Here is a 14,433-nt window from a genome sequence, read left to right as displayed (position 1 = left end):
GAATCCTCCCTTATGATCAGTTCTTTCTGCGTCTTGCAGAAACGTCAGCGTAAACTGCTACAATAACAATGATACCTGTAATAATCATCTGCTGTCCTTTGCCAAGACCAAATGCCATGATTCCCTGCTGAAGAAGAGAGATGATAAATACACCGATTACAGTACCGCCGATGGAAGCAAGTCCACCAACCATGGATGTACCACCCATTACACAGCCTGCAATTGCCTCGTTGTTATACTGATCGCCATATCCTGGCTGAACGGTTGTATAAGTAGCTACAAAGAACAGTGCTCCGATTCCTACCAGGAATCCACAGATCACATATGCAAGCATTCTCCATTTTCTGGTATTGACACCAGAAAGACGAACTGCCTCGCTGTTAGATCCAAGACAAAGGATATAACGTCCTGGCTTTGTATTGTAAAGAACAATACCGCAAACCACTGCCATTCCAAGGAAGATCACAAGACCAACCGGGAATCCATTATAAGATGCGATATTACGGAACCATCCGTTTACCGGATCAGAACTCTGCGGCCAGCTGACTGACTGTGTCTTGGTAAATACAGAAGCAATACCTTTTGCAATGTTCATGGAAGCCATGGATACGATAAATGGCGGAACTGACATATAAGAAACCAGCCATCCATTAAATATACCAAATGCAAGACCAATGAGCACACACAGAACCATGGCAGCTGCACAAGGAACTCCATAAGAAGTCATGCAGTAACCGGAAACCAGTGCACAGCAGAACATAACCGGTCCGATGGAGAAATCAATTCCTCCCGTAGCAATTACAAATGTTACTCCAAGTGATAAAAAGCCCAGGAAGTATACATAGTTCAAAGTAGATTTGATACTGTCGCCAACAGGGAATTTACTTCCGAGTACTACCTTGAAAACTACGAACATAAGAACAAGAATACAAACAAGCATGATTCTGTTCAGGCCGAGCTTTTTCACAATTGGATTTTGTTTTAACTTTTCCAACTTTTCACCCTCCTTGATTTTTTGTTATTGTCCAGGTTTTCCTCACTCTTCCTGAGCAATAACTTTTTGCACTCTCTGCGTTTTCTATATAATACCTTTAATTCTGCACAATTGTAATAGAATATTTTCCAGAAAAAGGTTAAATATTTACGGTATGGTCATAAATTTTTAACCTTTTATGTGAAATATGCACTAACACTTTACCATGTAAAATCAAAAAACCTCAAATTCAATCCTTTTCATACGTAAGAAACGCAAAAGGATCGAACCTGAGGTCTCATTTTATCTGACAAAGTATATTAAAAAGATCTGGTACAGCATAAATCGGGTAACTCTTCCGCAAAACGTGCAGCTGTGAAGATACAGAACAACTACAAAGTCTGTTTTATGGTATTAAATGGGAAGATCAGCTTTTCGATTTCGCTGGAATACATATTCTCCGGAGTTACAAGCTGACAGCCGGAATTTACATTCTCATCGTAAGGTTTGCCCTGCAGCATACGCACAGTCTCCGTTACACCCAGATAGCCCATCTTAAACGCTTTCTGCACAACAATTCCCTTGAAGACACCCTTTTCCATAAGCTGAACTGCTTCCTGGGAGCTGTCTACCCCCACTACCTGGATTTGGCCTTCCATATCATGCTTCTGTACCGCCCGTGCTGCGCCTACAGAGGAATATTCATTCATTCCTGCAATCATTTCAAGATTCGGATATTTCTCCATCAGTTCTTCTGTAAGCTGGGAAGCCTTATCAAACTGGGAATTACAATATACTACGTCTACAACATTCTTATTATAATCCCCCAGACCTTCCCGAAAGCCCTGTTCTCTTTCGATTGCAGTGGAAACACCTTTTACATGGCTTACAATTGCAATCTGGGAATCCTTATTTAAAAAAGTTCTGGCATATTCCCCCAGTTGCTTTCCTGCTTCCAGATTATCTGTGGCAACTGTCATATCCTGAATATTGCTTTCTGTATAGGAATCTATAAATGTGATCTTGATTCCCTTATCTTTTGCCTCCTGCAATAATTCATCGGAAACATCAAAGCTGGAAGGGGAAAATAGTATTGCATCCGGATTTTTCTCAATGGCCTCTTCCAGAAGTTTATTCTGTACCTCCACATCCTGTTCTCTCTCCGGTGCCAGCACTTCCAGTTCTGCACCGCATTCCTGCGCCGCCATTCTTGTCCCTGAAATCAGGGAGGTCCAGAAGTTATTGGTTCCATCCTCTGTTTTCGGTATGTAAATTAATGACCACTTTTTGTTATTATTTTTTTGACGAATATAAAGCATTCCTCCGGAAACCAGACACACCGCCAGCGCTATGCATACAAGCATAAGCCATTGTTTACGCTTTTTCATGATGTTCCTCCTGCTCGATCGGAATTACCACTGTAACAGTCGTACCTTTTCCTTTTTCACTTTTATAGCTCAGACCATATTCCTTTCCATAGTACATACAGAGACGTCTTTGAACATTGTATACACCGACACCATTAGAACGATAATTGACTTTATGCTTCTCAAAAATCCGGTTCAGGGTCTCCTCATCCATTCCCACACCGTCATCTGCTATTTCGATAACTGCATTTCCATCTTTCTGGTATCCGTTAACAGTAAGCATCCCTTTTGATTCCTTATATTTAAGACCATGATAAATTGCATTTTCCACAATTGGCTGAAGTACAAGCTTCACTATATGCACACTATTAATAGATGGATCCACATTGATCTCAAATTCCAGTTTATCCTTATAACGCATTTTCTGAATGGTGAGATAACTCTTTACATACTGGATTTCCTGGCCGATGAGGACCGTTTCATCTTCGTTGCTGATACTTTGCCGCAAAAGCCGTGCCAAAGAAGCGGTCATCAGTACTACATCTTCATATTTCTTTCCTTCTGCCATCCAGATAATGGAATCCAGCGTATTATAAAGAAAGTGGGGATTGATCTGGGACTGAAGAGCTTTCAGTTCGCTCTTTCGCTTCAGTTCCTGTTCATGGACATTCTGTGCCATCAGATCTTCAATCTTATGGGTCATCACATTGAATGATGTGGTAAGACTTCCAATTTCATTCTGGGAAGGTATAACCAGATCATCTGCTGCCTTGAAATCTCCTTCCTGAACCCTTTCCATAGAATCACGAAGCTTCTGAATCGGAAGAGTTATGCTTCTGGCAATAAAGCTGGAAATAAGCATGGCGATCACAACCAGTACAATGGCCGTCATTACATATATGTTATTGGCCTCTTTGCTACTCTTTAAAAGCTCTGCCATATTCATGCAGCCAACAATCGTCCAGCCAGTTATCTCAGAGCGGGCAAGTGTATAGATTTTTTCGTCATCTCCCTCTCCTGTTACTACCGTATCTGTGTCGGCATTCATAACAATATCAATGTTCTCCGTCTGAAGCTCATTATACAGTTGCTGCTGGCTTGGATGATAAACGATGTTCCCATCCTGATCCAGAATAAATACATATCCCTTATCCCCAATGCTGTTCTGGTCGCATAGCTCACTGATGGCGCTATAATTCAAGTCAATAAATACAACACCGTCACTGTTTCCCGTGCCATAGAAATTATGGACTTCGCGGCTTAATGTAATCACCCACGGACGCTGGTCCTTAATCACATGCTGGACATGGGAAGAACTGAGACAATACTGATTATAATTATCTACTGCATTGGTGTACCACTCCTGAGTGGAAAGATCCAGATCCGGATTGGTGGCCTGATATCCGCTGTTTATAAGCATAACCCCATCTTTTTGCACGATTCCAATGTTGTAGATGTCATCACGTCCTTTCAATATCGTACTGAATTGTTCCTGGAGACGCTTCCTGTGCCCTTCTTTTACAGCCTCATCCTCACCGATACGCTGGTACAAAAGCTGATACGCATCCTGGCTTTTTGCAATAACTGAGGCAATATTATCCATATATGTAATATACGAATCAACATTCTGATTCAGCTGATGTATAATGGTCTGGGTATAAATGGCAGAGTTCTCATAAACTGTAGAATTCGTATATCTTACTGATACTGCAGTCGCTGCAAGCACCGCACAGAGAACCAGAACAGAAACAGCCGCAAATATAGTGCTTTGAATACTTTTAAAGCCTTTAAGAAATTTTCGTTCTCTTTTGTTTTTATTCATAGGCTGCTCTCCCTTGCGTTTTCTCATTCATTTAACTTTTTATTTTTCATATCTTTCATCACTGATTTCTGTAGAAATAATCCACCTGCTGGCAGCAAATCTTTTTATAGCTGCAATTATTCACTTCCGGATTCAATCATTTCCAGCTCCCACTCTGTCTGAAAATTTCCCTTAAGATTCTCTGAAATATGAATCTTCCCATCATCTGTCACCAGGATCACATTGAATCCTTCTCTGTGCTGCCGCCAGAATTGACAAGCCTTCTCATAGCCCATAATATAAAGAGCCGTGGACATTCCATCCGCAAGTGTACCGTCCTTTGATACGATTGTCACAGACAGCAGATCTCCATCTGCCGGATATCCTGTCCTGGGATTGATGATATGAATATAGGTCTCCCCATCTTCTTCAAAATACCGCTCATAACCGCCAGAAGTAACTACGGCTTGATTTTCCACAGATAAAACACCAATATAATCCTGCTGTCCGCCTTTTGGATCACGTATTCCCACTTTCCAGCTACTGCCGTCTGGCTTCGTCCCTATCGCCTGAATGTTTCCTCCAAGAGAAACCAATGCGGAAGAAACGCCATATTCTTGAAAAAGCTCTGCCAGCTTCTGCCCTGTATATCCTTTTGCAATTCCTCCAAAATCAATCTGCTGATCTGCTCCAAGAGTTACAAAATTTGCTTTTTCTTTGCTGTCCCTACCCTTTTCATCAGAGTCCCGGGTCTGTATTTCTACTTTATTTCCATCCACCAGTGCCAGTTTTTTTTGTACTTCTGCAGCTGTAGGCACATGATAATTGCCTGTAGGGAATCCCCATAGCTTCATCACCGGATAAATAGTATCGTCAAAAAGTCCGTCTGTCTCCTGATAAATCTCTTTTCCCCGGAGGATCAGCTCTGCCAGATCATCTGTTGCCTGCAGATTTCCCTGTTCGTTTAAAGCATATACTTCACTTTTACTGTTTTCTGCTGATAACATCGCATCCAGTTTCTGTACTTCTTCTATAGCTGCATCTACAGCTTTTTCGCTGTTTTTACCATATGCGGTAAACTCCATATAGGTGTCCATCGCAAACAGCTGCTTCTGGCATTTCTGATTCTGAACAAAATACCTGCTGCCTTCTGTAAGAATCAAAATTCCAATACATATGCCGGCTGCCGTCAGTACTTTTCTTTTCATATGGATCTTTTTTCCCTTGCATACTCGGTAGGAGTCTTACCTGTCATTTTCTTAAAAGAAATCCCAAAATAATGGGGATCTGAAAAGCCCACCTTCTCCGCAATCTCATAGTTCTTAAGTGCAGTCTGTTCCAGGAGTTCCTTTGCCTTTTCCATACGGGTCTTACTGAGGAATTCCAGGAAAGTGCCTCCTGTGGCTTCCTTAAAAATAGTACTGAAATAGCTTGTACCAATATTCAGATAGGAGCAGATATCATTCAATCCTAATTCCGGCTCATTGTAATGCTGGCGAATATATTCCATAGCAAGTACCGCCTGCTTCTGACCGCTGGAGCTGTTCAGGGAAGAGCACCTTTCGAATACCTCGTGAACATAGTCCTCTGCCATTTTAAAAGCTTCCTTAAAAGTTTTCTGTTCGGTTACCCGTCCCATGAGAATTTCTCTTTTGTGGAACAGATCTTCATTCTCAGAAGAAAGAGCTTCCCAGCAGCTTCCTGCATGGCGCAGAATCATCTGAAGGCAGACACAGGCCTGACTTTTATCCACTCTGGCCTTTTTGATCTCAGATTTCATAACAGAAAGAGCCTGATTCATCTCAGCTTCATTGCCTTTCTTGATTCCATCTACCATATCGCTTAATGGCTGCTGCAAAGAAATACTTCTCTCCGGATTCAGTGTTTCTGTATCAATGAGCAGATTTCCGCCCAGTAAATAGCGCAGTTCAATAGCCTTCTCAGCCTGGTTATGAGACTGGATCGTATCTCCGGGATTCCTTACCCAGCCCCCAATTCCTGCTGAAGCTTCAATGCCGATCACTTCTTTTACTTTTTTCTGGATTTCCTGACAGATTTCCTGTATTTCTCTGGAAAACTCCCTGCTGCGGTTTCCCATAAAGAGGATACACACCCGGTTATTTCCTTCCTGATAGGCAATTCCTGCATTACGATCTGTCACGATCTCATCTGCAACATTAAATAAAACAAAAGCCATTAATGCGCTCTCCTGGCGTTTTTCCATATCAATCTGATGAATATCGGAAAACAGATCCATGTCAAATAACGCAACCCGATAAGATGCTGCCTCCAGATTAATTCCCATTCCAGACAATTCCTCCAGGCTCTCCTGCACATCCCGAGTACAGCTTACCAGAGATTCAATCGCTTTCGAACGAATCACCAGAGCATTTTTGTGATAATCCTGAGATGTCTTTGTGAGGGATTCTATTTTCTTCTTTTCTTTTCTCTGCAGATCTACTTTTTCTTTCATTTTGCCAATAACTTCTCTGAGCTCCATAGCAGTTACCGGCTTCAGCATGTATTCGCTTACATTATACTGAATTGCTTTCTTTGCATATTCAAATTCCCCGAAGCCACTGAAGATCACAATTACGATCTCCGGGTAATTATCATGCAGAAAATGGCTCAGTTCCATTCCATCCATATACGGCATCAAAATATCTGTGAGAACAATATCTACCGGATGGCTCTTCACAAAATCTGCTGCCTGCTTTCCGTTTTCGCAGTCTCCTACAAGCTGGCAATCCATGGACTTCCAGTCAATATTCTCCTTTATGGCGTCACGTACCAGGATCTCATCATCTACAAGTAAAATTCGATACATAGTTTTCGCTTTCCCTTTCTATACACAGCATGTACCTCATCGGCTCCCCCCCCGATGCCTGTTTGCACATGGTATTCTATTAATTTCAGCTAAATATTATATTATCACATACCATAAAATCATGCAAACTAAACAAACAATTCCAGAGTTTGTTTGGTGTGTGTTACTATTACTGTTTACTGGTAACAAAAAAGCTGCAAAGTTATAAGAATTATAAACCCTGCAGCTTTTCTGCTGTGTAAGATATTTAAAGAAGCTTTGAAATTATAACCATTATTTTACAATCACTCCATCCTCATCCCAGAGATCGTGCCAGTCCTTTGCACCTTCCCACAGGAATACATGGCCTTTGATCAGACGGTTATTCTTATCAAGGGAACGGATGGTTTCCATCTCTTCTTCTGTCAGAGGATCTTCCGTGACACATTTCAGGTTCATGGTGTAATTCTTCTCTTTCAAAGAGAATGGAATTGGGGAAGCACCTCTCTGTACAGCCCATTTAATGCAGATAACTGCTGGATGTACACCATGTGCCGCTGCAATTGCTTTCAGCTCTGGCAGTTCAATATCCGCAATATCTTCTGGCATTTTATCACGTTCCGGACGTTCAGGAGAACCAATTGGGCAGAATCCTACCACTTCAATACCATGCGCTCTGCAATAATCAAACAGCTCCGGCTGCTGGAAGCATGGATGAAGCTCCATCTCGATCGCAGCTGGTTTAATTCTGCAAAGTGGAAGTACTGCCTCCAGTTTCGGGATTGTCATATTAGACATACCGATATGTTTCGTCAGACCCATATCTACCAGGCGCTCCATCTGGCGCCAGGTTTTCATAAAGCGCTCTACTGTAAACGGTTTGGAATCAGGATTTCTGGAATCCACATCACAATGTGGTGCATGATAGTTCGGGAATGGCCAGTGAACATAATACATATCCAGATAGTCAAGCTTCAGATCCTTTAAGGTCTTCGCACAGGCAATCAGTACATCTCCGTCACCATGCATATCGTTCCATACTTTGGAGGCAATAAAAAGTTCTTCTCTTTTTACAATACCTTCTGCAAATGCATCTGCGAAAATCTTTCCGATCATATCTTCATTTCCGTAACATGCAGCACAATCAAAAGAACGGTAACCTACGCGAAGTGCACCTGCAACAGAAGCAGAAACTGCGTCTGCATCTGCATGGTCACTTCCAAAAGTACCCATTCCAACAGCTGGCATCTTAGCGCCAGTATAAAGTGTTCTCTGCGGAACAATTGCCGGATCAATCATTGTCATTTTCTTATCCTCCTTAACATTTCTTTTGCACTATGGCTTTCAATTACAACGCAATTTACTTTCGCTTAATATCTTTTACTACATTTTCTTATAATTTAGTAACCTCAATCTGTGGAAGCAGTTTTTCCATATCTTCCATCACAAAAAATCCAGTCTCCTCGCGCATGGCTGCTGCCGCTGAAATAGCACTTGCCAGTTTCATTGTCTCAGGAAGTGAAAGTCCCCTGGATAAACCCAGTGCGAATCCTGCGATCATAGAATCTCCACACCCAACTGTGTTCACTGCATTTATTCTCGGAACCAGTGCACGGAAAATTCCTTCATTACCTACTGCAAGAGAACCGTCAGCTCCCAGGGAAACAGCTACGATTTCCACACCTTTTGCATGAATCTCTTTCGCCGCATCTATAATATCCTGAATATTATCACATTTCTTGCCTGTGAGCATGCGGATTTCATCAATATTGGGTTTGATCATAGTAGGTGCTGCTTCAATTCCCATTTCAAGAAGTTTGCCACTGGTATCCAGAATAACCGGAATTCCTGCCTCTTTTACAATCTTTATAAGTCGCTGATAAGCAGTTCCATCAAGTCCTTTCGGAACACTTCCTGACATTGCAACTACTTTCGCTTCTTTTACAAGATTACGGAATTTTTCCTCAAATCCGGCAAAATCCTCTTCTGTAAGGGTAAACCCAGGTTCCAGAAATTCTGTCTGAACTTTATTAACTTCATCCCAGATATTAATACAGGATCTGCTTTCTGCAGCTACATGATAAAAAGCACTTTTAATACCAAACGGCTTCAGTGCATTCTCAATATAAGCTCCTACATAACCACCTACAAAACCTGTGGCAATCACCTCTGCTCCGTAAATTGAAGCCGGCTTGGATACATTCAGACCTTTTCCACCAGGAACATAAGTACATTCCTTTACACGATTCACTTCTCCAGTCTTAAAGTTATTTACCACATACCGCTTATCAATGGCTGCATTTAATGTTACTGTCAGTATCATATGCTCAATCCTCATTCGTCAGAAGAATCTTCCCCTTTACAAGACCAGGTGTCTTATAGAGCTGGAATGCTTCCTGAGCCTGACTCATTGGCATTTTACGATAAATAAATCCCGGATCAAATTTCAGCTGACCGGTTGCAAAATAATGAGCTGTAAGATCCCACTCTTTGCCTGGGAACGGGGAACTATAGGACATCCAGGAGCCTGTAAGTTTAAATTCTTTACGATTCATATTCTCCCACTGCTTTGGTGTAAATGTAAGATCTGCATGAGGTGTTCCAATGAAGCATACGTGTGCCTTATTCGCAGCAAGTTCAAATGCCATATGCATAGTGGGAACCTGTCCGGCTGTTTCAAACACATATTCATAGCCCTTACCACCGGTAATTGCCATAGCCTCTTCCATATAATTCTCTTTGGTTGTATTGATAACTGCATCTGCGCCCATTCTCATGGCAAGATCCAGGCGTTCCTCACTAATATCAAATACGACAACCTTCTTGGAACCAAAGATCTTTGCCCACTGCATTGTGAATATGCCAATTGTTCCACATCCTAAAATTGCTACGCAGCGACCGCCCTGATAATCATTCTGAAGGAGTCCATGAAGAGCAACTGTGGATGGCTCGAACATTGCACCCTGTTCATAGGAAATAGACGGATCAAAAGGAATCGCATTCTGCTCTGGAATTACTACATAATCCGCATTACTTCCCTGCTGCCTGGAACCGATAAAACTGTAATGCTTACATAAGGAGAAGTTTCCATTCTGACAATCATCACACTTCATGCACGGAAGAAGCGGAGCCCCGGAAACGCGGTCGCCAACTTTCACCTTGGTGACCCCTTCTCCAACTTCTACTACATCACCAGAAAACTCATGTCCAAGAACGATAGGATAAAAATGAACACCATGATTCAATACTCGCGGAACATCAGAGCCACAAATGCCGGAAGCTTTTACTTTAATCTTTACCCAGCCTGGTTTTGCCTGTGGTTCTTCGATTTCCTGGTACTGTACATCCTCGTTTGCAACTACAACTGCTGCTTTCATCTTGAAATACCTCCTTACTTCCGTACCATCATAGCTTTCAGAGATTCATATAAATCCCTATATGTACGGTATGTCTTATTATAAACTTCTTTATTCTCAGGATTGGGCTCATGGCGTCTTGTCTCTTTCACTGTCATGGAAACCGCTTCCTCGTAATCTTTATAAAATCCAACTCCTACGCCAGCCAGGATTGCAGCACCTAATGTGGTTGCTGTATCGGAAGCAGGGACCACCACTGCCTTGCCTGTCACATCAGCCTTAATCTGAGTCCAGAGAAGGGAATTGGCTGAACCTCCCATAGCACGAAGAACTTCTGCTTTAGCACCTGCCGCTTCAGCCACCTCCAGATTATGGCGCAGGGAAAATGCTACGCCCTCCATACAGGCTCTTACCATGTGTCCCTTGGTCTTAGCAAAATCAAGTCCATAGAAAACGCCTTTGGCGTATGGATTCCAGACAGGGGATCTCTCCCCGGACATATATGGAAGGAACACAACGCCTTCACTTCCGGCTGGTACTGCCTCGGCAATTTCATTCAGTTGTTCCAGAGAGGATTTCCCGGTATCCGCCTTGCGGCTCCTCTCATAAGCTGCAAATTCTCTCTCAAACCAGCGCATGACACCGCCGCCTCCGGTAGTTCCTCCCTGAAGAAGCCACTTGCCTGGCACTACGTGATAGCCTAAGATCAGACTTGGATCTGCTTTGTATGTATCTGTGCAGATGCTCATGCCACCAGCCTGTCCACCCTGCTCCTGGGTCTCCCCCGGATGGATCACACCTGCACCAAGTGTTCCACAGGCTGCATCCAGACCGCCGGCCACTACAGGAGTTCCGACAGTCAGTCCACTCTGGGCTGCCGCCTCTTCCGTCACAGTTCCCACTACCTTATCGCACGCAACAATCTCCGGAAGAAAATCCACAGGAATTCCCATTTTCTCACACATCACTTCATCCCAGGTACCAGTACGCATATCAAAGCAATGCAGGCCATATCCCTGTGAAAGATCCTGTGTGATGGCACCAGTCAGTCTGTAAGCAATAAAGCTGTTTGATTGAAGGATCTTGTAAATCTTATTATATACTTCAGGCATATTCTCCTTATACCAGAGAATCTTCGCTGTGGTATATGAAGGCTGAAGAGAATTACCTGCAACATTGAAAATATTCTCACTGCCGATTTCATTATTGAGTCTGTCGCAGATTTCCTGGGCTCTTGTATCCATCCAGATAGGTGTATCTGTCAGAACATTTCCCTCATGGTCAATGGCAATAGCCGACCAGCTCTGCCCATCAATTCCCACTCCGGCAATCTGCTCTCCTGAAATATTACCTGTCTCCAGGCATTCGCAAATAGCGCCGCAAACCGCATGCCACCATTCATCCGGCTTCTGCTGCGCCCATCCCTCATGAGGATAATAAACAGGGTAATCCCCATTGGCGGAAGCCATCACCTTTCCGTTCTTGTTAAATATGGCAACCTTGCACGCGCTGGTTCCAATATCAATTCCTAATAAATAGTCTTTGCTCATCCTTGTCTCCTTATGGATTTCCCCATAAAAATATCAGTCTGAAGTTTCCGTACAATATGGTCAGGAAGCTCATCTCTTCCTTCAAGCCGTTCCAGCATGATCTGTGCTGTTTCCCTTGCAATTTTCTCTGTGGGCTGTGAAACAATGGTAAGTGCAGGTCTGCATGCACGGGCAAAAGGCAGATTGTCAAATCCCACCAGGGAAATCTCCTCTGGCATGGATACCCCCATCTCGTTAAGCCCGATCACTGCCCCCATAGTCATCTCATAGTTCGTCACAAAAACAGCTGTCATATCCGGATTCTCTTTCACCAGCTCTTCTACTGCCTGAACCCCTCCCTGGATCGTGTAATCACCATGACAGATCAGCTTTTCATCAACCGCAATTCCATGAGCCTTAAGTGCTTTCATATATCCTAACATACGCTGTCTGGCAGTGAATACCTCATCCGGTCCACCGATCAGACCAATCTTCTGATGCTGTTCTTCTACCAGCATGCCAACAGCCTTCTCAGCTGCATTTACATTATCCACCAGCACACAGTCGCAGGATATTCCCTGGATCATACGGTCGATAAGCACAATGGGTTTACCTGTTTTCTGAAATTCATTCAGATGGGCTCCAGTCATATCTACCGGCATATTGATAATTCCATCCACACGTTTCCGGGTAAGGAAATCCACTGCTTCTTTTTCAAGCTTCTTATCTGTTCTGCAGTCACAGACAATCGCTGCATATCCATGGCTTCGGAGGATATCCTCCATTCCACTGATGATTTCTGCGCAGAAAACATTGTTCAGCTCTGGAATCACAACCCCCACTGTCTTGGTCGCATTGGTCTTCAGACCGCGGGCAACTTCATTTACTTCGTAATGTAATTCTTCGATGGCTTCTTCGATCTTGATACGGTTCTTCTCTCTTACATTCCCCCCATTGAAATAAGAGGAAATCGTTGCCAGACCAAGTCCTGTCCGTCTGGCAATATCTTTCATCGTCGCTGCCATAAATCAGCCTCTTACTCAGCCTTTCCGTCACAGCCGCAAACTTTCATACGGGCCATTACAAGCTCTTTCACAGCTGCAATTCCAGCCTTGCCATATGCCTTAGGATCAAATACCTTCTCATCCTCAAGTGTCTCTCTGACAGCCTTGGAGTATGCTGCACGAAGCTCGGTGGCAAAATTAACCTTACAGATTCCTCTCTTTACGCAATCCATAACATCCTCATCGCTAAGGCCGGAAGCGCCATGAAGAACCAGAGGAATATCTACAACTTCACGAATTTCACTTAAACGCTCCTTATCAAGAACAGGAGTTCCCACATAGAAGCCATGTGCTGTGCCGATTGCTACCGCAAGAGAAGTAACGCCGGTGCGCTCTACAAATTCTCTGGCTTCCTGTGGATCGGTATTGGTATCTGCAACTGCAACCAGGTCGTCTTCCTTACCACCTACCTTACCAAGTTCTGCCTCGCATGGGATTCCCATAGAAGCTGCTACGTCAGCCACCTTCTTGCTCACCTCAATGTTTCCTTCATAATCCAGCTTAGAACCGTCAATCATCACGGAAGTATATCCAGCCTTCAGAGCCTTCATGGCGAGATCAAAGCTACTGCCGTGATCAAGGTGCAGGCAAACCGGAACGGAAGCCTTTGCAGCTTCTGCTGCAACGATTGCCTGATAGGTCTCAAGAGTGCCATATTTAATAGTAGATGGAGTAGTCTGGATCATAACAGGTGCTTTCAACTCCTCAGCTGCCTGAATGATCGCTTTCACCATCTCCATATTCTCTGCATTAAATGCACCCACTGCGTAACCGCCCTGCTGAGCTTTCAACAACATTTCCTTAGATGTAACAAGTGGCATATTCTCCTCCTTCTGCCTGCTGATACAGGCCGTGAAGCTTCTGTTTTTCGAGAAACCGAAACGTTTCTGTTTTAATTCATATTAACTCTTTTCCAAATTTCTGTCAACAGTAAATATTTCATCTTTTTGCGTAAAATTTTACCTTGAAAAATCCAGCAAAGAAAGGTAACTTATAGAGTAGAATACTTTCGGAACCGGTATCAGTTTTTATAGATTACTGTGCCAGATTTCTGAGAAAGAACGAAGGGAGAATATATTATGTTAAAAGGAATTCCAGAAATACTTTCACCACAGCTTTTAAAAGTTTTATGCGAGATGGGACACAGCGACCGCATCGTTATCGCGGACGGCAACTTCCCAGTAGAATCAATGGGTAAAGATGCAATTGTTGTTCGCTGCGACGGACATGGAGTTCCAGAACTTCTGGACGCTATCCTTACTGTTATCCCTCTTGATTCTTATGTAGAGAAACCAGTTACCCTGATGGAAGTTATGCCTGGCGATCCGGTAAAAACTCCAATCTGGGATACATACAAAGAGATTGTTTCCAAACATGATGAACGTGGCGCCGAGGCAGTTGGAAATATCGAGCGTTTCGCATTTTATGAAGAGGCAAAGAAAGCATATTGTATTATCGCTACAGGTGAGAAAGCTGTTTACGCAAACGTTATGCTTCAGAAAGGTGTTGTTATCAACAAATAATTTTTTATTTCAGC

12 protein-coding genes are annotated in these 14,433 nt (G+C 43.2%); 1 reads left to right on the top strand and 11 read right to left on the bottom strand.

What is annotated here, in order from left to right; translation table 11 throughout:
* Positions 1-16: 16 nt before the first annotated feature.
* The 11 genes from ACESTK_RS10805 to ACESTK_RS10755 all read right to left on the bottom strand — a co-directional run bounded on the left by ACESTK_RS10805 (position 17) and on the right by ACESTK_RS10755 (position 13,717).
* Positions 17-994, bottom strand: coding sequence for an ABC transporter permease (locus tag ACESTK_RS10805; protein WP_118577750.1), 978 nt, complete (start codon positions 992-994; stop codon positions 17-19).
* A gap of 371 nt (positions 995-1,365) precedes the next feature.
* A complete protein-coding gene (locus tag ACESTK_RS10800; protein ID WP_226854724.1) occupies positions 1,366-2,361 on the bottom strand; it encodes a substrate-binding domain-containing protein in 996 nt (331 codons plus the stop codon).
* A complete protein-coding gene (locus ACESTK_RS10795; protein WP_226854722.1) occupies positions 2,348-4,162 on the bottom strand; it encodes a sensor histidine kinase in 1,815 nt (604 codons plus the stop codon). Before ACESTK_RS10795 ends, ACESTK_RS10800 begins: the two co-directional genes overlap by 14 nt.
* A gap of 116 nt (positions 4,163-4,278) precedes the next feature.
* Positions 4,279-5,349 (bottom strand): FAD:protein FMN transferase, encoded by a 1,071-nt coding sequence (locus ACESTK_RS10790; RefSeq protein WP_173770687.1) that lies wholly within the window; start codon positions 5,347-5,349, stop codon positions 4,279-4,281.
* A complete protein-coding gene (locus tag ACESTK_RS10785; protein ID WP_173770688.1) occupies positions 5,346-6,968 on the bottom strand; it encodes a response regulator in 1,623 nt (540 codons plus the stop codon). Before ACESTK_RS10785 ends, ACESTK_RS10790 begins: the two co-directional genes overlap by 4 nt.
* A 273-nt stretch (positions 6,969-7,241) precedes the next feature.
* The gene (locus ACESTK_RS10780) at positions 7,242-8,252 is read right to left on the bottom strand and encodes an aldo/keto reductase (protein WP_118577756.1); all 1,011 of its coding nucleotides are present in this window, start codon (positions 8,250-8,252) and stop codon (positions 7,242-7,244) included.
* 88 nt (positions 8,253-8,340) lie between these two features.
* On the bottom strand, positions 8,341-9,270 hold the full coding sequence (pfkB, locus tag ACESTK_RS10775; RefSeq protein ID WP_195983156.1) for a 1-phosphofructokinase: 930 nt from the start codon (positions 9,268-9,270) through the stop codon (positions 8,341-8,343).
* A gap of 4 nt (positions 9,271-9,274) precedes the next feature.
* The gene (locus tag ACESTK_RS10770) at positions 9,275-10,324 is read right to left on the bottom strand and encodes a galactitol-1-phosphate 5-dehydrogenase (protein ID WP_148461180.1); all 1,050 of its coding nucleotides are present in this window, start codon (positions 10,322-10,324) and stop codon (positions 9,275-9,277) included.
* A 14-nt stretch (positions 10,325-10,338) separates the two neighbouring features.
* Positions 10,339-11,853 (bottom strand): xylulokinase, encoded by a 1,515-nt coding sequence (gene xylB, locus ACESTK_RS10765; RefSeq protein ID WP_227200977.1) that lies wholly within the window; start codon positions 11,851-11,853, stop codon positions 10,339-10,341.
* Positions 11,850-12,857: a LacI family DNA-binding transcriptional regulator gene (locus ACESTK_RS10760; RefSeq protein WP_173734870.1), complete on the bottom strand. Its 1,008-nt coding sequence runs from the start codon at positions 12,855-12,857 to the stop codon at positions 11,850-11,852. The genes xylB and ACESTK_RS10760 overlap by 4 nt, the downstream gene beginning before the upstream one ends.
* An 11-nt stretch (positions 12,858-12,868) precedes the next feature.
* Positions 12,869-13,717: a class II fructose-bisphosphate aldolase gene (locus tag ACESTK_RS10755; protein WP_173717930.1), complete on the bottom strand. Its 849-nt coding sequence runs from the start codon at positions 13,715-13,717 to the stop codon at positions 12,869-12,871.
* A 258-nt stretch (positions 13,718-13,975) separates the two neighbouring features.
* On the opposite strand from ACESTK_RS10755, the gene ACESTK_RS10750 reads away from it, so the two are divergent.
* Positions 13,976-14,419: an RbsD/FucU family protein gene (locus ACESTK_RS10750; RefSeq protein ID WP_118577760.1), complete on the top strand. Its 444-nt coding sequence runs from the start codon at positions 13,976-13,978 to the stop codon at positions 14,417-14,419.
* Positions 14,420-14,433 lie beyond the last annotated feature (14 nt).

The sequence above is a fragment of the Ruminococcus sp. Marseille-P328 genome, from assembly GCF_964249465.1.
Taxonomy (GTDB): Bacteria; Bacillota; Clostridia; order Lachnospirales; family Lachnospiraceae; genus Blautia_A; species Blautia_A faecis.
This window is presented reverse-complemented; position numbering and strand designations above follow the sequence as displayed.